This is a genomic window from Pseudoalteromonas sp. MMG033, from assembly GCF_057197785.1.
Map to the genome: position 1 here is coordinate 4,295,941 of NZ_CM170070.1, position 19,661 is coordinate 4,315,601.

The window sequence follows — 19,661 nt, forward strand, 5'->3', positions numbered from 1 at the left end:
GTGTTCTATGATTTTTCGCAAAGAGGTAATCATGATTTATCACGTCGACAAAGTGAGTTGGAAACAAACTCAGGGACAGCTGCGCCAAATTCGTGAAAGAGTATTCGTTTGTGAATTGCACTTACCAAAACAAGTAGAGTTCGATCAACATGACAAAACAGCTGATCATGTATTAATACGTGATGAAAACGACCAAGCTGTTGGTACTGGTCGATTGTGTAGTGATGGCTTAATTAGTCGTATTGCAATTTTCAAAGACCATAGAAACAGACAAGCCTATCAATCATTAATCGGTTATTTAGCAAATCTTGCTCAACAAAAAGGTCTCGAAGAAGTTTTTGTTCAGTGTATTTTGGACGAGGTTCCTACATTTATAAAGTCAGGCTTCAGCAAGCAAGGCAGCGTGTTTATGGAAGCAGGTATTCCAAGACAACGCCTTAAATGCCCTGCTTCGATGATAAACTCAGAGCCATTTACGATGCTACATTAGCCCATAATTTATCATTGTCGTAAATTGCATAGATATCATGCGCCTTATTGATAAGCAAGTTCGCAAAATCAAGCTGAGTTTTATCTTTTATGCCTGATGAAATGATGCCGTCAGCCTTGATCTGCCATTGAAAAGATAAATGTCTGAGCGCATCTCTGGCACTCTTTGCCACTTTCACTTCTATTGCATCGGTAGGTACTTGACCCGAAATAGCCCAATAGCCTTTTCCTTTTTGGTCTTCTAACCGCCAAACTGCAAGTGCAGGTGGCAATATACGACATTCTTTCTCGACTACTTTGTTTGTTATTATGCCTTTTTCTGCAAGGTGACGTTGGGCTGCTTGCAATTGTTGTCGTTGCCAATCTTGGATTGACTGCTGCGGTTTTGAATTTGACATAGTTAAACCTACTTACTTCATTGTTTTATTCTTTCTGTAATTTTTCCCACTGTATTAATTTCATTAACCTGTTGCAACCAAGAAACGGTAAAGGCCTCAATTAAATTAATATTTGCACAATAATCATACTTTACTAGGCTAAAAAATAACTCTACCAAAGATTAACTAGCATGCTTTTGTTTGTTGTGTACTGTACACCGATGGTTATCTTAGCCATTGGCGTTTTTTTTATAGACTCACTAGTGATATCACTCATTTTATGCGGGCTTTCTGCACTGGCTTTGGTTATGCAGAAAATTATCAAAGATGCACAACAAGAAAAAAAGCAACCATTAACTGAACATCCTAAAGACGAGTTAATACAAGAACACAAAGAAGACCTCGCCTGTTTAGAACAACTCAGTAGTGTCATCATCCCTCAATTAATTGCCCAGGTTTCAAGTGCCAGAGAGCAGACAAAACAATCTGTTGTGCATATGTCGGGAGAGTTTTCACAGTTGGTTGGCAATATATCGCAAACTCTAGAAAGCACCTCAAATGACAGTACCACAAGCCTTCAAGATGTTTCCGAATCCAGCCGAGAAAAGCTAAATGATGTTTTAGCTTACATAGAGCAGACCAATGACTCACAAGCGCAAATGACAACCACAATTAAAGATCTTGTTGATAAAAGCAATGAATTGCAGACCATGTCGGTAGATGTCTCAAAAATAGCAGAGCAAACCAATTTACTCGCGCTCAATGCATCAATAGAAGCGGCGCGCGCGGGTGACAATGGTCGAGGCTTTGCTGTGGTTGCTGATGAAGTCAGATCATTAGCAAGCTCCAGCGGTGAAACCGGTGTGAGAATTGGTCAATTAATTGAAAGTATAGCCAATGCAATGCGCACTTCGATGGATATGATGAACAGTGAATTAGAAAACAAACAAGCTTTGACTGAAAAATATCGAAATGAAATTAATGAAGTTGTTGACGAATGGCTGGCGCTTTCTCAGCACGTTGAATCTCAAGCGTCTGAACTGCATGCTTCTAATATCGAGATCAGAGAAAAAATTTCACACATACTCGTCGATTTACAATTTCAAGACAGAGTCGACCAAATACAAGACAGTGTGACCATCGCTTTAAACATTATGACCGAAGAAATTGATCAATTTATTCTTAATCGAAGAGAATGCCAAACCGCAAAATTTAATCACCAAAGGATCAGCAATGAATTGAAGAAAACCGCTGCTACCAATGAACAACGCAGTATTTTGTCCAAAGATGGTGATGACGATACTGTTGATGATTTAACTTTTTTATGAGGCCATTATGAGTAAAACCATTTTAGTTGTAGACGATTCAGACTCACTCAGACAAGTCGTCAATATTGCCTTAACAGGCGCCGGATTTAATGTCGTAGAAGCCAGAGATGGTAAAGACGCTTTAACTAAACTCAATGGCAATAAAATCCATTTGATAATTAGCGATGTCAACATGCCAAATATGAATGGTATCGAGTTTGTAAAACAAGCCAAGCAATTACCTCAATACAAGTTCACACCCGTCATTATGCTTACTACAGAAAATCAACAAAGCATGATGGAAGAAGGTAAAAAAGCAGGCGCCAAAGCCTGGATGGTCAAGCCATTTAAACCAGCACAAATGCTGCAAGCAGTATCTAAATTATTAATGATGTAGAGATTTAATATGACTGAATGTTTTAAATTTCCTGCTGAACTAACCATTTACGAAGTTCAGGAAACCTTTAACGAAGTAAAGTCTTATATTACAGATAAAGAATGTGTGTCTTTTGATTTTAGTGAGACCACAGAAGTCGATTCAGCAGGTTTACAGCTCATCATTTGGGTTGTTTACCATAGCCAAAAAATTGGCCTGAAAATCGATACAATCTCTACAAACGAACTCATTGAAAAGCGTTGTGAAAAATTGGGTGTAGGTATGTCCGCGTCCCAAAATGACTAAGGGGTAGTCATGTCTATTGATTTGTCGTCTGCCATTGCCACTTTTGTTACAGAGTCTAAAGAGCTGTTACAAGAAATGGAAAACGGGCTGCTAGATTTAGAATCTGAAAGCTCACAAGAGCATGCTAGCGAGATTATCAATGCTCTATTTAGGGCAATTCACACAATCAAAGGCAGTGCTGGCATATTCGATTTTGAGCATGTTGTCACCTTAACACACATTGCAGAAACGCTGCTTGAGAATGCGAGAAATGGAGAGTTACAGCTTGATAAAGAACTTATTTCTTTATATTTAGAAGCCCGAGATGCGACTGAAACCCTCATCACACTGGCCGCTTCGGAAACCGAGCCTGACGCTGACTTGTTAAACAAAGTGAATCACTTGGTTGCGTGCTTTGCCAAATATATAAAAGAGCAAAATGATGAACCAGAAAACATCAATTCAACTCAGGTCACTTCAGGCAACAAATTAGATAACGAGCGCTGGGTGCTGTTTTTTGTACCAAATGAAAATGTACTGAGAAATGGCCTAGACCCCTACTCCTTTATTCATTACCTAGATTCAGAAACGAATGAGCTCAAGGTGAACACCTGGTTTGATGCGATGTTTGGGCCACAACAATTTGATCCTGAGTCCAATTATTTGTCGTTTATTTTGTCTTTTGAAACAGACAAATCTGAAAATGACATAAAAGATGTGTTTGAGTTTATCCAAAGTGAAGCTTATATCGCAATTTTACCCCCTCATGGCGATGCAGAAATCGTCAAATCTAGTATTCAAAAATATCAAGATATTGATTTTGTAACCCATGCACTCAAAGACGCAGATCCTGCTTTTTCAGATATCATTCAACTTTTGAGTAAAAAAGAACAGCCAGAGAACACAGAGCTCGTCGAAACTGCAGCAGGCGCACCGACGCCAGCAAACACGTCAAAAATCCATAAAAGTAAAACATTGCGTGTTGAGGCGCTCAAACTGGATAGATTAATCGACCAAGTAGGTGAAATGGTTATTACCGGCGCGAGAACAAACTTACTCGCCCATGAAACAGGTAATGAGACCTTAATCGAAGCGATGGCACTATTAGAGCGCCTAGTTGAAAACATTCGAGATAGCTCCTTAAAACTCAGAATGGTGCAAATTGGAGAAACATTTAACAAGTTTAAGCGCGTAGTACGAGATATTGCAGATGAACTCGGCAAACAAGTCGATCTCACCATTGTCGGCGCTGAAACCGAGCTTGATAAAACCTTTGTAGAAAAAGTCAGCGATCCCCTCATGCATATCGTCAGAAATGCCATAGATCATGGCATAGAAGACCCTGAAACAAGAAAAGCAAACGGTAAATCAGAGCAAGGTCAACTCACTCTCAAGGCGTACCATGATTCTGGCTCAATCGTGATTGAAGTCAGTGATGATGGCAAAGGGCTAGATCAAGAAAGAATACTCAAACGAGCAGTAGACCGAGGTTTGGTGAGTGCAAATCAGACTCTACAAGAAAAAGACATTAACTTACTGATTTTTGAGCCTGGTTTTTCAACTGCCGAATCCATCACCAATATTTCAGGTCGTGGTGTAGGTATGGATGTCGTTAAGAGAAACATAGACAGCTTAAGGGGCAGTGTAGAAGTTGAAAGCAACCCAGGGCAAGGCTCAACGATATTAATCAGACTTCCACTCACCCTATCAATTATAGATGGCTTCATGTTTGAAGTGCACAAAGAGAACTACGTGATCCCTTTAGATACTGTAGTCGAGTGCTTGGAGTTACATGAAGTGGTGTCTGAACAAGATATTCAAGACAAGAGTTACATCAATTTAAGAACTGAGGTTTTACCCTTTATTCGCCTCAGAACCTTATTTGGTATTGAAGAACAAATTGACCATACCAGAGAATCTTTAGTTATCGTGCAATTTGGCACGTTGCGAGCGGGTCTTGTGGTGGACTCACTCAAAGGTGAATTTCAAACAGTAGTAAAACCACTTGGAAGGTTGTTCGAAGGACTCAAATGTATTAGCGGTGCGACAATTTTAGGTAGCGGAAATGTGGCAATCATTTTGGATGTTTCTGCACTGATAAAATCGGCAATTTCTGTCTATGAGGCGTTAGAGAAAAAGCATTAAGTAATTCGGAGAGCGAACATGTTTAAGAACTTTACAATTCGCAACAAGATCATTCTTGCGATGTTTACCATGGGGGTATTGCTGTTAGTCATAGCAATGTCCGTACAGCTTAAAAACGGAGAAATTGAAGAGTTTGCGGTGGACGTCGGTAAGGTAGATATACCCGAAACGATTTATGCCTTAAACATGCTCGATGAGTTAGGTGATATGAATAGTAACGTACTCGAATATATCGCCGGCGAATCTGATGAGAGTGAAGACTTTAGGTCAAACTACAACGAATTTATCCGCTATTTAGAAGATCTCAAACAGCTTGGCACAGTAAATAACTCGATGATACGTCAATTGGAAGAGTTAGTATCCCGCTATGCTAATGAAAATCAGGAGCTTATATTTGACCGCTTTGATCCGCTTTTAGAAGCTAAAGCCATCGATAAATATGACTACTTAAATAAAGAGTTTGCAATCCCACTTGAACAACTGCTTGACACGTTAAAAGAGGAAGAAGTTGCCGATGCGGGAAGCAGCGGTGATTTTAACGAGGTAGTGAATGATGACCTGCCCGGTGTACGCTATTACCTTGAGCTGATAGATGAGCAAGGCGATATGATGAGTTCTTTGAACGCATACATGCGTGGTGCACTAGGTGCAGATGCCGCCTTTGAGAAAGATGCCAGAACCTTTACTGGTTTTTTAGCTGACCTCAAGCCTCTTGAAAGAAAACCAGCTGAAATCAAAGCACTCAGTGAAGTAGAACGCATGTACATGGAGTTATATAATGGGGGTAAAGAAATCTTCGCCATGTATGACCCTCGTGACAAAATTAAAGCGTCGAGCGATGTTGATAGATTAGAGCACGAAGTATTTAATAAAATTGAAGACCTGTTAGAGGAAATATCAAACGAGGCAATTCAAGAAGGTGACGAGTCTCTCAATGCCTTAGTTACCGCAGCGAGAGAAAGCATTTCTTTAGTGTGGGCATTACTTGTCGTTGCCATTGTGCTGGCCACTGCAACCGCAGCCTTTTTGATCCGCGGTATTGTGATCCCCATTAATGCCCTTGCCGAGGCCGCTGAAGACCTTCGCTCTGGTGAAGGTGACCTAACCAGACGCATACCTGATTTTGGCAATGATGAAATCGGAGAAACAGCACGAAGTTTTAATGGATTTATCGAACGACTGCAAAATATCCTATTGGATATTCAAGAGTCCGTGGAGTCTATTGCACACAGCACCAATGAAGTAGGCACAACTTCACGGATGCTTAGCTCCACTTCAAATCAACTCGCCGCAAGTGTGGAAGAAACCTCCGCGTCATTGGAGCAAATGAGTTCCTCTATCTCTATGAATACTGAAAATTCAAAAGTCACGAACGACATTGCAAAGCAATCTAGCAGCGAAGCCAATGACGGTGGTCGTGCTGTAAAAGATACAGTAAAAGCCATGACCCAAATCGCTGAGAAAATCGGCATTATTGAAGACATTGCCTACAAAACCAACTTGCTTGCATTAAACGCAGCCATCGAAGCGGCGAGAGCCGGCGAGCATGGTAAAGGGTTTGCCGTGGTTGCTGATGAAGTAAGAAAACTCGCAGAGCGCTCTCAAGTAGCCGCACAAGATATCAGTACACTTGCGGATAACAGCGTGAAGATAGCCCAACACGCTGGTGGTATGCTAGATAGAATGGTGCCTAACATAGGTAAAACAGCTGACTTAGTTCAGGAAATTACCGCAGCTTCCACAGAGCAAAGCACCAGTGTAGCTGAAATCAATCGAACCGTTTCGCAGTTGGATGAAATTGCTCAGCAAAATGCGTCTGCGTCAGAAGAGTTGGCTTCAACCGCTAAAATGGTTCAAGACCAAACCAGTGATATTCGCTCCACTGTGAATTACTTTAAACTCAGTAACGATAGACAAATGGTGAAATTGAGACGCTCTGTACAGGAATCAAAATCATCAGGCTCAATGCCAGAAGAAGGCTATACCCCTTTTGATGAGTAAATGTTATGACAAATCATACAGCTCAAAATAGTTTAGTCGACAAAGATAAGTATCTGGCGTTTGAACTTAACCACGCTTCGTACTCCATCAATATTTCATTGGTAAAAGAAATTATGGAGTACGTTGAAGTCGACCCCATACCCATGGCGCCTGAGTTTATCATAGGCGCAATCAACTTACGTGGAGAGGTCATTCCCGTTTTTGACCTCTCTTTGCGTCTTGGAAAACAACCTCAGGATATCACTAACAGAACCTGTATTATTATTGCCGAATGCCAATTTAACGCCCAAGAAATTACCATAGGCTTAAAGGTCGATATGGTGACAAAAGTATTGGATATCTCTAGTGCTGACATTGATGGCGTGCCAAGTATTGGAGGGCAATTTCAAAGCCGGTTTGTCCTTGGCCTTGCAAAGTTACCTGATAAACTGATGACCATTTTAGATATCTCAAAGATTTTAACTTTAGATGACCTCAAGCTCATCGAAGACTTAAATAACGCTGAGCTCACTGAAGGCTTTGATAACGAAGACGAAAGTACCCCTCCTCAACAAGACTCCGAAGAAGATACAGCAAGTGAGGTCAGCCATGAGTGAACATACGCAGGAGATTGCCCATATTCAGCAAAAAGGTGAACTCCGTTATCTATTTGTCAAAGTCGGACATGATCACTTTGGTATTCCCATTGATTCTGTTAAAGAAGTTATAGAGCTTGTAGAAACAACCATGGTGCCCATGTGCTCAGACGTGATACGCGGCGTGATAAATGTTCGCGGCAGCGTCATACCCGTACTCGATTTGCAAAGCCGATTAGGTCTAAAGTCGACCACGCCCTATGATAAATACAGCTGCATCGTGTTGTATGACTTTTTTGACCAGTCATTAGAAGAGTCCATGACACTAGGCATGCTTGTTAATAGCGTAGTGTCTATTGAGTTTATCGACCTGAATAAGCTCGAGTCTTCTCCCTCTTTTGGGTCTAATATTCCAAGACATTTTGAGTGGAAAATGGCCAAAATCAACAACAAGCTCACAACCCTACTTGATATTGAAAAAGTGCTAAATGTCAACGAGATAAATACCTCATTAAAGCATGAGCAAGAACAGTTTTTCATCGACTATTGCCAAAGGTAAGCTAAGCCTATGGCAATTAGTCAGCTTGAATTCAATCAATTAAACAGAGTGCTCGATGAGCATACTGGGATTCGGTTGAATGCCTCTAAGGCGGATATCATGGCCAGCCGTTTAAGCTCAAGACTGCGGGCCAATGCATGTGCGACACATAATCAATACTATCAATTAATAATCAGTCCAGTAGGTAAAAAGGAGCTGGATATTTTTATCGATAAGATGACGACGCATGAAACTTATTTTTTCCGTGAGCAAGTACAGTTTGAATTTTTATATGACTACTTTCGTGGTAAGCAAAGCCGCAGAGTGCCGATAAAAGCATGGAGTGCAGCGTCCTCCACAGGGGAAGAAGCCTACTCTATTGCCATGGTGTTAGACGACTTATTCTACGGCAGAAATTGGTCTGTAACTGGAACAGATATATCACCAACGGCAGTGGAAATGGCAAAAGAAGCCTGCTTTGCCATGTCTACCTCACAAAAAATTCCCAAAAAGTATCGACGCGCGTATTGCTTAAAAGGAATAGACCAAAATGAAGGGACATTTACGGTCAATAAAGCCATTAAAAGCCACTGTACTTTCTATGTTGATAACTTGCTACGTTTAAAAAAGGTAGACTATTCTTTTGATATCATCTTTTTGCGCAATGTTTTAATTTACTTTGATGAAATCAAACAAAAAGCCATTATCGATAACATTGTGCATAGACTTAACCATGGCGGATTGCTGTTTTTAGGTCACTCTGAGTCACTTAGAAAAAAACGCCAAGGGCTGGAGTTGATCCAACCCTGTATCTATAAAAAGGTCCGGTTATGATTAGCGTATTTATCGTTGACGATTCTGCGGTAATGCGGCAACTCGTGGGCGAGATCATCAAACATGATAGAGATTTAAAGCTTATCGGCTCAGCACCAGATCCCTTATTAGCAGAGCGAAAAATGAAGTTGAATTGGCCGGACGTTATCTTGCTCGATGTTGAAATGCCCAAAATGGATGGCATTACCTTCTTGAAAAAAATTATGCAAGAAAAGCCCACTCCCGTGATTATGTGCTCTGCCCTCACCCAAAAACATACCGAAACTGCAATGGAAGCACTCGCATCTGGTGCCGTCGATGTCATTGCAAAGCCCACGCAGGGGTTAACAGACTTTCTTAATAATCAAGGTATCACACAAATCATTGATGCCATAAAGGCAGCAGGTAAAGCCAAAGTAAAGCCATTACGCTACCTAGCTGAAGAATCACTCAGGCACAACCATACCGTTGATGAAGTCCTCCCCCCTGCTTCACCAAACGAATTAAAGCCGCCTATTACCCATGACAAGGTCATTGCAGTGGGTGCATCCACTGGCGGGACAGAAGCCCTTACTGGTTTTTTGTCTTTATTACCGCCAGATACACCGCCCATCGTTATCGTCCAACACATGCCCAGTAAGTTTACTCATGCATTTGCACAGAGATTAAATACAATTACACGTCACACTGTTGTTGAGGGTGAAAACGCGATGAGATTGAAAACGGGACATGTATATATAGCGCCCGGTGGTAGGCACATGTTGGTAAAACGTCAAGGTAGCGACTACTATTTAGAAGTACGAGATGGTCCTTTAGTGAGTCGACACAAGCCATCTGTAGATGTGTTATTTAGATCAGTCGCACAATCAGTGGGACGCAATGCAATTGGCGTAATACTCACAGGTATGGGTGATGATGGTGCATCCGGTATGTTAGATATGAAGCAGGCTGGCGCAATCAATTTTGCAGAGAGTGAGTCCAGCTGCGTGGTATTTGGCATGCCCAAAGAAGCCATCGCCAGAGGCGCAGTAGACAAAGTCTTTTCGCTCAGCAATATCCCGTATCAAATATTAAAAGTGTTAAGGTGCTAGGTATGCAAAAAAGCCTGTTAGAACTGCTCAATATCATCTACGTAGCATATGAGAAAGATGGGGTGATCACAGGGATCTCAGATAAAGCCAGCAATTTAATGACTTTAAATGTGGGTGATAATATTGTCGACTGCGCAACATTAAAGTTCTTCGATCAAGACTTCAATGACTTGGACAGTAAACAAATACTTTTTGAAACTGATTTTGACCAATTGGAGCTAGGTGTCAGTGTAGATAACAGCAATGTGCACTGGGTTAGATTCAGTTATACAAGAAAAAATGACCTCACCTTCGTTAAAGTCGACTTAATTGAAGAACTCGTAGCAATTAGACGCCTTAACAAGCAATTAGCCATTCGCGACCCTCATACGGGCTTATTATATAGAGAAGCCTTTGTTGCAAAGGTACAGGAGCTCGATACAACAGGTGTAATGTGTTGTATCAGGATCTGTAACTACCAACGAATATCCGAGGTGTGGAATATAGGTGTAGCAAATTTAGTCTTTATGGAGGTACTTTCTCGCTTTCAAGGCGAATATGAGCAAGGTATTTTCTCGAAACACTCCTCAGACTGTTTTTGCGTATTCATCCCCAACTCATCCCCGATAAATATTGAAGCCCTCTACAACCACCTTAACGAACCATTCGAATTCAACGACAGTAGTTTTTATAGCAACGTTGCACTGGGTTACTATAAAGAAACAAGTAAAGATGACCACGAACTTAGCTTAAACAAAGCTGAAATGGCCACCTTTGATGTGTTATCTGAAAAACTAAGATTGGTTGAATTTCAAGAAGGACTCGCGCGCCAAATTGAGCGACAAAACAAAATTGAGACCGCGCTTAGAGATGCACTTCATAATGAAAACTCAGACAATACCTTTAGTGTTGTACTGCAACCGCTACATGACACAAAAACAGAGTGTTTAATTGGCGCCGAATGCCTTATGAGGTGGACTTTGGATGGGCAACCAGTCTCTCCTGTCGAGTTTATTCCAATTGTTGAGAGTACCGGTGATATTAATAAACTCACTATGTTTACCCTGTCGCAAATCAAAAAAACCAAAGATAAGCTTAGAAGCGAAGGGATAGAGCCCAAAAACTATATGTTCGCTATTAATATCAGTGTGGTAGAGATTTTAGACGTCAATTTTGAAAGCAAATTACTGCATGCATTAGCAGAGTACAAAATTGACCCTCGCTGTATCAAGCTTGAGCTGACTGAGTCAGCCTTAATAGACAATTTTTCCTATGTAAATGAAGTGCTTGTTTCTCTTCAGGGCAAAGGGTTTCTTATTTCTATTGATGACTTTGGTACCGGCTTTTCGAGTCTGAGCTATTTATGTAAATTACATTTTGATGAAATAAAAATCGACCGCTCTTTTGTTACAAATGTGGTAAAAGACGGCAAACTTCAATCTGTGTTTAATTCAATTGTATCTTTAGCCAAAAACCTAGATAAGCCGCTTGTTGCGGAAGGCGTTGAAGATATGGAGCAAATGATTTATGCCAAAGCAAAAGGCGTACAATATGTACAAGGCTATTACTATAGTAAGCCTCTCCCCATTGACGCCTTTGTCGAGTATGTTTTAGAAGACAAGTCGAGCTATTTACACTTTGAGAGCTAATCAAAGTCAATTAGCTCTATCCACCACCAAGTACTCGTGCAGGCTCAATTTTAGTTGCCTGCCATGCAGGATATAAACTCGAGAGCACAGAAATAAACGCAGTTGCCACCAAAACAATCACGATATCTATCCAGTCTAACTTGCTTGGCAAAAACTCAATAAAATAAACGCCCTGCAATGGATTACTTCCATCGATTGACGTCCAAAGCATAAATAAATCAGAAATATTGAGCGCTAACAGTGTACCAACCACTAAGCCACAAAACGCCCCAACTAATGCGTAGCTCAAGCCCTGAATAGCAAATGTCATAAAAATAGTGCGATCGCGCGTACCCATGGTTTTCAGAATCGCAATATCAGCTTGCTTTTCTTTCACTTCCATAACCATTGACGAAATAATATTAAAACTGGCCACAGCAATAATTAAGAACACCACTAAATAGACAATGGTTCTGACCATTTGAATATCTTGATACAGGCTACCTTGCGTTCTAAACCAGCTCTGAACATAGACGAGATCTGGTAGTGCACGACCAGCGCTCATCGCAATTTGATGCGCATTAAATACATCATCAACAGCAAGACGAAGACCAGTAACCGTTTGGCTCTCTAACATTAATGCTTGCTGGATTTTTGGTAAGCTCACCAAAGCGAGGTTCTTGTCGACTTCCCCCCCCATGGAAATAAGCCCCGCGACATTAAATGACACGCGTTTTGGCGCTGCCAGTGCATTTTTTGCATGCTGGTTCGCAATTAACACCGTCACTTTATCACCTAGGTCTACACCAAGTTGAGACGCGATCCCTTTTCCTAGGATGATTTCGTTTTCATCTAAGTTTTCTAAATCAATAGGCTGAATGAAACGATGAATACTAGAAACCTGAGTGTGTTTGCTAGGTTCTATCGCTTTTAACTGCGTCGCCTTTAATTTGCCTTTATACTGAACCATTCCGGTTAAATTTATCTCCGGTGTCGCAGCCAAAACGCCCTGCTGACTCTCAAGTAACTTGACCTTGGTAGGCCAATCGCTGATCGGTTCATATGGGGCTTGATAACTTACATGGGGAACAACCGAAAGCAGCCTTTCCTTTAATTGTTGCTCGAACCCGTTGATAACAGACAGAGCAACGATCAAAACAGTCACACCCAAAAAAACACCTATGGTTGACGCTTTACTTAAAAAGCCTATAAACCCGCTTTGATGTTTGGTTTCTCGAAGCCGTTTGCTTAAAAACAGACTAAGCATTTAAACGCCCACCTTCTTTTTGATAATCAACCAGTACACCGTCATCTAGCTGTACCACTCGACCTAACTTCTCTGCAAGCTCAAGGTCATGTGTCACAATCACAAAACTCGTTTCAAATTCCTTGTTTAACTCGTTCAACAGCTCATATATCTTCAAGGCGTTATGTTTATCTAGATTACCTGTTGGTTCATCAGCCAATACCAATGAAGGCTTAGTCACAAGCGCTCTAGCAATCGCAACACGCTGCCTTTCACCACCTGATAATTCAGACGGTCGATGATCTACCCTGTGACCAAGACCTACTTTTTCAAGCATTTTAGCCGCTTCACTTTTAGCTTCTTGCTTAGACTTACCAGCGATTAAAAGTGGCATCGCGACATTCTCAAGTGCACTAAAGTCCATCAATAGGTGATGAAACTGATAGATGAAGCCCATGTGTTTATTACGAAAATCAGCTTGCTTTGCGCGTGATAGCGATTGTACTTCAACCCCCTTAATTTTTAATGTCCCGTCTGTTGCCGAATCTAAAGTCCCTAAAATATGTAATAAGGTGCTTTTTCCTGAACCAGAACTTCCCACGATTGAAAGCGTTTCCCCTTGCGCAAGAGATAGGTTTACTCCTTTTAACACAGACACTTGATTACCTGCTTCTTGGTATGATTTGTTAAGTGCTTGGCATTGGATCACAGGATCATTCATATCTTAAAACCTCGGCAGGCATCACTTTTGCTGCTTTTTGTGCAGGATAGAGTGTGGCTAAAAAACTTAATAATAAACTGGTAAAAATAATAAAAGACAGGCTGACGGTATCAAACTTCACTGGCAGTGCCATGCCACCTAGCAGTGACAAGCCAACGAAATTCAATACTTCATTTATGTTTGCAGCCAGTAACAAGCCTAAAATAGAACCTATAAAAGTACCGACAACACCGTTATATAAACCCTGTATCATGAAAACTTGCGCAATTTTGTTCGGCGTAAACCCTAGCGTTTGTAATATCGCCACTTCGCCTTGCTTCTCACTCACCATCATCGAAAGTGCAGAAACAATATTAAACACTGCTACGACTACAATTAAAGCCAGTAATAAAGACATGACACGTTTTTCCATTGCCACTGCGGCAAATAACGCGCCTTGCTGCACTTGCCAATCTTGATAGGAAAAGTCAGATAATAGCTTTTGATTATCGGATTTAAATGCCCCCACAGAGAACGCATCATCTAAAGTGAGACTCACATCAAATTCATTAGGCTGTCTTTTCAACAGTTTCATTAGACTTTTGCCATCGGCAAATGCAAGGCTGGTATCCGCCTCACTTCGAGAGTTATAGATAGCAGCGACAGTAAACAGCCGTTGCTTAGGTACTCTGCCTAGGGGGGTGTAGCTTGTAATATCTGGAAAAATGACGCGCACTTGACTTCCAAGCCGGACATCTAGCTTATTAGCAAGAAAACGGCTTATAGCTAACTGATAACGACTATCATGCATTGCTTTGACACTACCCGACTCAACATGGGGGTGTATTGCCGTTGGGTAACCAGAGAAAGAGCCCTGCAGCCTGACTCCAACTAGCTCTTTATTCGTCTGCAAAATAACATCAGAGGTGACATAAGGCGAGGCACGTTTTACACCTGGCAATACTGCAAGCATATCTAAATGTTCAGCAGGTTGAGTATTATCTTTTTCAGAAAGTTGTACATGCGGGATTAAATCGAGCATGGCATTTTTTAAACTTTGCTCAAAGCCATTCATCACAGAATTAACTGTTATCAAAGACATTAAGCCAAGTGCAATCCCCGCAATCGAGAAAAATGAGATGAATGAGACAAACGCATTTCCCTTGGACGAGCGACTGTACCTAAGCCCGACAAACAGGCTAACCGATTGAAACATATTGAAATTTTATTTATTTGTTTTCTTGTATTTGGATAATGCTAACACAGATGAGATCAACTGGTCACACCTTGTTGTGTAAAATTTTTTTAATTATCCGCTACTTAATGTCTAAATTTGGTGTAAAATGCGTGAAATCTTGCGGTATGGAAGTTCTATGTTATCCCTAGACAGATTTAAGCATATGAATTTTAAGGGGGATTTGTTCGGTGGTGTGACCACTGCTATTATTTCTCTTCCCCTAGCCCTCGCCTTCGGGGTTGCTTCTGGTGCCGGTGCAGAAGCTGGAATGTGGGGCGCTATTCTCGTCGGTCTTTTCGCTGCCTTATTTGGCGGTTCTACTTCTTTGATTTCTGAGCCAACAGGTCCGATGACGGTTATTATGACCGCTGTTCTGACCACTATGATGGCACAGTACCCCGAAAACGGATTAGCAATGGGCTTTACCGTTGTGATGATGGCCGGGGCTTTTCAGATACTCCTCGGTACATTAAAACTCGGTAAATATGTAACGCTAATGCCATATAGCGTGATATCAGGCTTTATGTCAGGTATTGGCGTCATACTCATAATCCTGCAGCTGGCACCTTTATTAGGTCATCAAGCTCCAGCTGGTGGCGTGTTAGGAACGCTTGGAGCGCTACCCAGCTTACTTCTAGACCTACATGTCGCTGAACTGTTTTTAGGTATATTGACACTGGGTATCTTATTTTATTTACCGCAAAAGTGCCGCCAATATGTGCCCGCTCAGTTGGTCGCGTTGGTCGCGGTTACCTTGGTCTCTATTGTCTTATTCGATACCGATAGTATTAACCGTATTGGTGAGATACCCAGCGGGCTCCCTTCTATTGTCTGGCCGACGTTTACAGCAGAGCAGTTTACTTCCATGGTGATTGATGCGCTTGTTTTAGGCACCTTGGGATGTATTGATACATTACTTACCGCAGTGATTGGTGACAGTTTAACTCGTACTGAACACGACTCTGACAAAGAGCTTCGCGGACAAGGCATTGCAAATATGATTTCAGGTTTGTGTGGTGCCCTACCTGGTGCAGGCGCGACTATGGGGACAGTTGTTAATATTCAAGTTGGCGCACGCTCACCGCTTGCGGGTATTATTCGTGCACTGATATTAATGGCGGTTGTGTTTGTTGCTGGGGGATTAACAGAGCCTATTCCTATGGCAGTGCTTGCCGGTATTGCCGTTTATGTGGGCTACAACATACTTGATTGGAGCTTTATTCAACGCGCGCACAAATTGAGTATCAGCCAAATGGCTATTATGTATGGCGTGATGTTACTCACTGTATTTGTTGATTTAATTGTTGCAGTCGGCCTAGGTGTGTTTATTTCAAACATCATGGTGATTGAGCGCTTGAGCCGAGTACAAGAGCAGCATGTAAAAGCCATTAGTGACAATGACACTGACGAAGATGTGCCATTGAGCAGTCATGAAAAGGCATTATTAGAGCAAGCACAAGGTAAATTGCTATTCTTCTACTTGTCTGGACCAATGATTTTCAGTGTCTCTAAAGCCATTGCACGCCAACACAGGTATATCAGCGAATATAAGACCATGGTCTTGGATTTAAGTGATGTTGCCATGTTAGATGTCACAGTGAGCTTAGCCATCGAGAACGCCATCACAGATGCAATCGATGCCAACGTTCAAGTTTTCATCTACTCACCCAACCAAGAGACTAGTGAGAAACTGAACAAAATCAACATCCGTGAAAAGCTCGGTACTGATGCATTTTGTCACAGTCGTGAAGCAGCACTGAATAAAGCATTAGAGGCCATGTCACTTTCAACAAGCGCTGAGGACTAAGGTGTTTTTAAGCCTTTGGCAATAAACTCTAGTAACTCTCTTACCGAAGTGGGTAAATATCGTCTGGGCGGATAAACCGCCCAGATACCTTCGGACTCTGGTCTATACGTATTTAACACTTCAACAAGCTCTCCATTTTCTATTGCTTCCATCAAGTAATAATGAGGTAATTGTGCCAAACCCAAGCCTTGTCTCGCAGCATCTACTAGCGCCCAGCCACTATTGCAACGTAAACGGCCTTTAACATTCATTTGATGCTCTTTCCCATTATCTAAAAAGCGCCACACACTCGATTGACCCACTAAGCAAACATGTTGTTCTAAATCTTTAATACACTTTATGGGGGTCGACTTAGCTAAATATGCGGGCGAGCCACACACGAATGTTTGGCGGTGAGACAACAGCCTTGCCCTCATTGACGAGTCTTTTAAGTTGCCTAAGCGAATCGCAAAATCAAACCCCTGCTCTATCAAATCCAATTTGTTGTTATTAAGCTCCATGTCGATCTGTATATTCGGATACAAGGTCATAAATTCATTCACCAGTGGCATAATGTATTGCTCGCCATACATCACCGGCGCTGTCATTTTTATTTTACCCGCCGGTTGGCTATCTCTTTGTCGCAAAGCCGATGTCGCATCATCAAGTGCATGTTGTAGGTGCTTCGCATGAGATAGAAAAACATTTCCTTCTGTTGTTAAAGAGAGCTTCCTTGTTGTTCGGTTTAATAGTTGATAGCCGAGTGTGCCTTCAAGCGTTTTAACCCGCCTACTCACTTGCGCTACTGAGGTATCTAACTGCTCCGCAGCGCCGGTAAAAGAGCCATACACAGCCACTGCGACAAATTCATCTATGCCAACCCACCTATCCATTATTACAAATCCGTAAAAGTCTTTTATTATTTTCGAGATTATCAAATTTATAATAAAGGTTATACTTATGTCTCTCTATAAAAATAGGAAAACAACAACATGGCACAATTTATCAAGTCCAAAGCGGCCATCGCATGGGGCCCAGGTAAACCCCTTAGCATCGAAGAAGTCGATGTCATGATGCCCCAAGCTGGCGAAGTGTTGGTTAAAATCACGGCCACAGGCGTTTGTCACACAGATGCATTTACCCTATCAGGTGAAGATCCAGAGGGTGTTTTTCCTGCAATTTTAGGGCACGAAGGTGCAGGCATCGTTGAAGCCATAGGTGAAGGTGTAACAGGTTTAGAAATCGGTGATCACGTTATCCCTCTTTACACGCCTGAATGCGGTGAGTGTAAGTTCTGCACATCAGGTAAAACCAATCTATGCCAAAAAATAAGAGAAACACAAGGCAAAGGGCTTATGCCTGATGGCACAACCCGTTTCTATAAAGATGGTGAGCCAATTTACCACTATATGGGGACTTCAACTTTCTCTGAGTACACTGTATTACCAGAGATTTCTCTTGCTAAAGTGAACAAAGAAGCGCCTCTTGAAGAGATCTGCTTACTCGGCTGCGGTGTTACAACCGGTATGGGTGCTGTATTAAATACAGCGAAAGTACAAAAAGGTGACACTGTGGCAATTTTTGGCCTTGGTGGCATTGGCTTATCAGCAATCATTGGTGCGACGATGGCAGGTGCCAGCCGCATTATTGGTGTGGACATCAACACCGACAAATTTGAACTGGCAACGAAACTTGGCGCAACGGATTTAATCAACCCGAACGATTATGATAAGCCGATTCAAGAAGTGATTGTTGAAATGACCGATGGTGGCGTTGACTTCTCATTCGAATGCATTGGTAACGTTAACGTGATGCGCAGTGCACTAGAATGTTGTCACAAAGGCTGGGGTGAATCAGTTATCATTGGTGTAGCCGGCGCTGGTCAAGAGATATCTACTCGCCCATTCCAGCTGGTAACTGGCCGCGTCTGGCGTGGTACTGCTTTTGGTGGCGTAAAGGGCCGTTCTGAGCTGCCGGAAATCGTTGAAAGATACATGGCTGGAGAGTTTAAACTCAATGACTTCATAACCCACACAATGGCATTAGATGACATCAACGACGCATTTGATTTAATGCACAAGGGTAAGAGCATTCGCTCAGTTATCCACTACTAACTATCAGCTTAAGCGGTGAGCGTAGTCTCACCGTTTTGACCATTTTCAATTTGGATTTAATTTTAAGTTGCGAAATATATGGAATTAATCAGCGAAAATAAAGTGTTTGGCGGTTTACATCAGCGTTTCAAACACCAAAGTGCAGCAAATAACTGCGAAATGACATTCGCCATTTTTTTGCCAAAAACAGACTCTAAAAATAATAAGTTGCCTGTACTCTATTGGCTTTCGGGACTCACCTGTACCGATGAAAACTTCATGCAAAAAGCAGGCGTGTTTAAGTATGCGAGTGAACATGGTATTGCCATTGTCGCGCCAGACACCAGTCCTCGTGGTGAAGATGTTGCTGATGATGAAAATGGCAGCTACGACTTCGGTCTCGGTGCAGGCTTTTATTTAAATGCCACTCAAGCCCCCTATGCCGCTCACTATAAAATGTATGACTACATCACAGTTGAACTACCTAAACTGATCGAGTCAAATTTTCCTGTTTCGGATAAAAAAGCCATCAGTGGACATTCAATGGGTGGTCACGGCGCACTGACTATCGGCCTTAAAAATAGCCATCAATATGCAAGTATCTCTGCGTTTGCACCAATCACAAATCCAATGGACTGCCCTTGGGGTGTGAAAGCATTTACAGGTTACTTGGGTGAGGATGAGTCTCTATGGGCGCAATACGATGCAGCCAAGCTAATGTTAGAGCACAAAATAGAGAGAAAGCTCCCCATCAAAATAGACCAAGGTGGTGATGACACTTTTTTAACAGAGCAGCTTAAGCCTGAAGCTTTACTCAATGCAGCTAAGGCAATTGGCTACGATGTCGATTATCAGCTACATGATGGGTACGACCATAGTTACTTCTTTATTAGCTCCTTTATTGAGCAGCACATTGAGTTCCACGCACAATATTTAAATGCGTAAAGACAAAAAAAGGCGCTACTCCTTAGCGCCTTTGTTGCTTAACATTAATA

The 19,661-nt window shown here is 41.8% G+C and carries 19 protein-coding genes; 14 read left to right on the forward strand and 5 right to left on the reverse strand.

Annotated elements, in window-relative coordinates; translation table 11 throughout:
- The first annotated feature begins 31 nt into the window (after nt 1–31).
- Nucleotides 32–490 carry a GNAT family N-acetyltransferase gene (locus AC2CZC_RS18730; protein ID WP_484582966.1) on the forward strand — a complete coding sequence of 153 codons (459 nt, stop codon included), beginning with the start codon at nt 32–34 and terminating at the stop codon, nt 488–490.
- Here the strand turns inward: AC2CZC_RS18730 and AC2CZC_RS18735 are convergent.
- Nucleotides 474–887 (reverse strand): DUF4826 family protein, encoded by a 414-nt coding sequence (locus tag AC2CZC_RS18735; protein ID WP_484582967.1) that lies wholly within the window; start codon nt 885–887, stop codon nt 474–476. The two genes, AC2CZC_RS18730 and AC2CZC_RS18735, sit on opposite strands and share 17 nt — an antisense overlap.
- Nucleotides 888–1,525: 638 nt before the next feature.
- Here AC2CZC_RS18735 and AC2CZC_RS18740 point away from each other — a divergent pair.
- Genes AC2CZC_RS18740 through AC2CZC_RS18785 form a run of 10 tightly spaced genes read left to right on the forward strand, consistent with a single transcriptional unit; the run spans nt 1,526 to nt 11,625 of the window.
- Entirely contained in the window at nt 1,526–2,194 is a 669-nt protein-coding gene (locus tag AC2CZC_RS18740) for a methyl-accepting chemotaxis protein (protein ID WP_484584901.1), read from the forward strand.
- A gap of 7 nt (nt 2,195–2,201) precedes the next feature.
- Nucleotides 2,202–2,570 (forward strand): response regulator, encoded by a 369-nt coding sequence (locus AC2CZC_RS18745; RefSeq protein ID WP_039608997.1) that lies wholly within the window; start codon nt 2,202–2,204, stop codon nt 2,568–2,570.
- A gap of 9 nt (nt 2,571–2,579) precedes the next feature.
- Nucleotides 2,580–2,855, forward strand: a complete 276-nt coding sequence (locus AC2CZC_RS18750) for an STAS domain-containing protein (RefSeq protein WP_063359889.1) — start codon at nt 2,580–2,582, stop codon at nt 2,853–2,855.
- Between the two features lie 9 nt (nt 2,856–2,864).
- The gene (locus AC2CZC_RS18755) at nt 2,865–4,979 is read left to right on the forward strand and encodes a chemotaxis protein CheA (protein WP_484582968.1); all 2,115 of its coding nucleotides are present in this window, start codon (nt 2,865–2,867) and stop codon (nt 4,977–4,979) included.
- 18 nt (nt 4,980–4,997) lie between these two features.
- A complete protein-coding gene (locus tag AC2CZC_RS18760) occupies nt 4,998–6,980 on the forward strand; it encodes a methyl-accepting chemotaxis protein (protein ID WP_484582969.1) in 1,983 nt (660 codons plus the stop codon).
- Nucleotides 6,981–6,985: 5 nt separating this feature from the next.
- Complete coding sequence (locus AC2CZC_RS18765; protein WP_484582970.1) at nt 6,986–7,576, forward strand: chemotaxis protein CheW; 591 nt, start codon at nt 6,986–6,988, stop codon at nt 7,574–7,576.
- On the forward strand, nt 7,569–8,114 hold the full coding sequence (locus AC2CZC_RS18770; protein ID WP_063359892.1) for a chemotaxis protein CheW: 546 nt from the start codon (nt 7,569–7,571) through the stop codon (nt 8,112–8,114). The genes AC2CZC_RS18765 and AC2CZC_RS18770 overlap by 8 nt, the downstream gene beginning before the upstream one ends.
- A 9-nt stretch (nt 8,115–8,123) precedes the next feature.
- Nucleotides 8,124–8,927, forward strand: a complete 804-nt coding sequence (locus AC2CZC_RS18775) for a CheR family methyltransferase (protein ID WP_237136391.1) — start codon at nt 8,124–8,126, stop codon at nt 8,925–8,927.
- Nucleotides 8,924–9,997 (forward strand): protein-glutamate methylesterase/protein-glutamine glutaminase, encoded by a 1,074-nt coding sequence (locus AC2CZC_RS18780; protein WP_484582971.1) that lies wholly within the window; start codon nt 8,924–8,926, stop codon nt 9,995–9,997. Before AC2CZC_RS18775 ends, AC2CZC_RS18780 begins: the two co-directional genes overlap by 4 nt.
- A 2-nt stretch (nt 9,998–9,999) precedes the next feature.
- A complete protein-coding gene (locus tag AC2CZC_RS18785; protein ID WP_484582972.1) occupies nt 10,000–11,625 on the forward strand; it encodes an EAL domain-containing protein in 1,626 nt (541 codons plus the stop codon).
- A gap of 16 nt (nt 11,626–11,641) precedes the next feature.
- Here the strand turns inward: AC2CZC_RS18785 and AC2CZC_RS18790 are convergent, their stop codons facing one another.
- Genes AC2CZC_RS18790 through AC2CZC_RS18800 form a run of 3 tightly spaced genes read right to left on the reverse strand, consistent with a single transcriptional unit; the run spans nt 11,642 to nt 14,766 of the window.
- Nucleotides 11,642–12,871, reverse strand: a complete 1,230-nt coding sequence (locus AC2CZC_RS18790) for a lipoprotein-releasing ABC transporter permease subunit (RefSeq protein WP_484582973.1) — start codon at nt 12,869–12,871, stop codon at nt 11,642–11,644.
- Entirely contained in the window at nt 12,864–13,571 is a 708-nt protein-coding gene (gene lolD, locus AC2CZC_RS18795) for a lipoprotein-releasing ABC transporter ATP-binding protein LolD (RefSeq protein WP_484582974.1), read from the reverse strand. The genes AC2CZC_RS18790 and lolD overlap by 8 nt, the downstream gene beginning before the upstream one ends.
- Nucleotides 13,564–14,766 carry a lipoprotein-releasing ABC transporter permease subunit gene (locus tag AC2CZC_RS18800; RefSeq protein WP_063359898.1) on the reverse strand — a complete coding sequence of 401 codons (1,203 nt, stop codon included), beginning with the start codon at nt 14,764–14,766 and terminating at the stop codon, nt 13,564–13,566. The genes lolD and AC2CZC_RS18800 overlap by 8 nt, the downstream gene beginning before the upstream one ends.
- 157 nt (nt 14,767–14,923) lie before the next feature.
- Here AC2CZC_RS18800 and AC2CZC_RS18805 point away from each other — a divergent pair, with 157 nt between their 5' ends.
- On the forward strand, nt 14,924–16,594 hold the full coding sequence (locus tag AC2CZC_RS18805) for a SulP family inorganic anion transporter (protein ID WP_484582975.1): 1,671 nt from the start codon (nt 14,924–14,926) through the stop codon (nt 16,592–16,594).
- On the opposite strand, the gene AC2CZC_RS18810 is transcribed toward AC2CZC_RS18805, so the two are convergent.
- Nucleotides 16,591–17,466, reverse strand: coding sequence for a LysR family transcriptional regulator (locus tag AC2CZC_RS18810; RefSeq protein WP_484582976.1), 876 nt, complete (start codon nt 17,464–17,466; stop codon nt 16,591–16,593). The two genes, AC2CZC_RS18805 and AC2CZC_RS18810, sit on opposite strands and share 4 nt — an antisense overlap.
- Nucleotides 17,467–17,565: 99 nt before the next feature.
- Here AC2CZC_RS18810 and AC2CZC_RS18815 point away from each other — a divergent pair, with 99 nt between their 5' ends.
- Nucleotides 17,566–18,687 (forward strand): S-(hydroxymethyl)glutathione dehydrogenase/class III alcohol dehydrogenase, encoded by a 1,122-nt coding sequence (locus AC2CZC_RS18815; RefSeq protein WP_063359901.1) that lies wholly within the window; start codon nt 17,566–17,568, stop codon nt 18,685–18,687.
- 78 nt (nt 18,688–18,765) lie between these two features.
- Entirely contained in the window at nt 18,766–19,611 is an 846-nt protein-coding gene (gene fghA, locus AC2CZC_RS18820) for an S-formylglutathione hydrolase (protein ID WP_484582977.1), read from the forward strand.
- The last annotated feature ends 50 nt before the right edge of the window (nt 19,612–19,661 follow it).

Excerpts from the sequence above, each read along its gene's own strand:
- AC2CZC_RS18730 (WP_484582966.1), top strand. The coding sequence starts at position 32 with ATGATTTATCACGTCGACAAAGTGAGTTGGAAACAAACTCAGGGACAG.
- AC2CZC_RS18770 (WP_063359892.1), top strand. The coding sequence starts at position 7,569 with ATGAGTGAACATACGCAGGAGATTGCCCATATTCAGCAAAAAGGTGAA.
- AC2CZC_RS18775 (WP_237136391.1), top strand. The coding sequence starts at position 8,124 with ATGGCAATTAGTCAGCTTGAATTCAATCAATTAAACAGAGTGCTCGAT.
- AC2CZC_RS18805 (WP_484582975.1), top strand. The coding sequence starts at position 14,924 with ATGTTATCCCTAGACAGATTTAAGCATATGAATTTTAAGGGGGATTTG.
- AC2CZC_RS18810 (WP_484582976.1), bottom strand. The coding sequence starts at position 17,466 with ATGGATAGGTGGGTTGGCATAGATGAATTTGTCGCAGTGGCTGTGTAT.
- AC2CZC_RS18740 (WP_484584901.1), top strand. The coding sequence starts at position 1,526 with ATGACAACCACAATTAAAGATCTTGTTGATAAAAGCAATGAATTGCAG.
- fghA (WP_484582977.1), top strand. The coding sequence starts at position 18,766 with ATGGAATTAATCAGCGAAAATAAAGTGTTTGGCGGTTTACATCAGCGT.
- AC2CZC_RS18745 (WP_039608997.1), top strand. The coding sequence starts at position 2,202 with ATGAGTAAAACCATTTTAGTTGTAGACGATTCAGACTCACTCAGACAA.
- AC2CZC_RS18780 (WP_484582971.1), top strand. The coding sequence starts at position 8,924 with ATGATTAGCGTATTTATCGTTGACGATTCTGCGGTAATGCGGCAACTC.
- AC2CZC_RS18790 (WP_484582973.1), bottom strand. The coding sequence starts at position 12,871 with ATGCTTAGTCTGTTTTTAAGCAAACGGCTTCGAGAAACCAAACATCAA.
- AC2CZC_RS18750 (WP_063359889.1), top strand. The coding sequence starts at position 2,580 with ATGACTGAATGTTTTAAATTTCCTGCTGAACTAACCATTTACGAAGTT.
- AC2CZC_RS18785 (WP_484582972.1), top strand. The coding sequence starts at position 10,000 with ATGCAAAAAAGCCTGTTAGAACTGCTCAATATCATCTACGTAGCATAT.
- AC2CZC_RS18735 (WP_484582967.1), bottom strand. The coding sequence starts at position 887 with ATGTCAAATTCAAAACCGCAGCAGTCAATCCAAGATTGGCAACGACAA.
- AC2CZC_RS18755 (WP_484582968.1), top strand. The coding sequence starts at position 2,865 with ATGTCTATTGATTTGTCGTCTGCCATTGCCACTTTTGTTACAGAGTCT.
- AC2CZC_RS18765 (WP_484582970.1), top strand. The coding sequence starts at position 6,986 with ATGACAAATCATACAGCTCAAAATAGTTTAGTCGACAAAGATAAGTAT.
- AC2CZC_RS18815 (WP_063359901.1), top strand. The coding sequence starts at position 17,566 with ATGGCACAATTTATCAAGTCCAAAGCGGCCATCGCATGGGGCCCAGGT.
- AC2CZC_RS18800 (WP_063359898.1), bottom strand. The coding sequence starts at position 14,766 with ATGTTTCAATCGGTTAGCCTGTTTGTCGGGCTTAGGTACAGTCGCTCG.
- lolD (WP_484582974.1), bottom strand. The coding sequence starts at position 13,571 with ATGAATGATCCTGTGATCCAATGCCAAGCACTTAACAAATCATACCAA.
- AC2CZC_RS18760 (WP_484582969.1), top strand. The coding sequence starts at position 4,998 with ATGTTTAAGAACTTTACAATTCGCAACAAGATCATTCTTGCGATGTTT.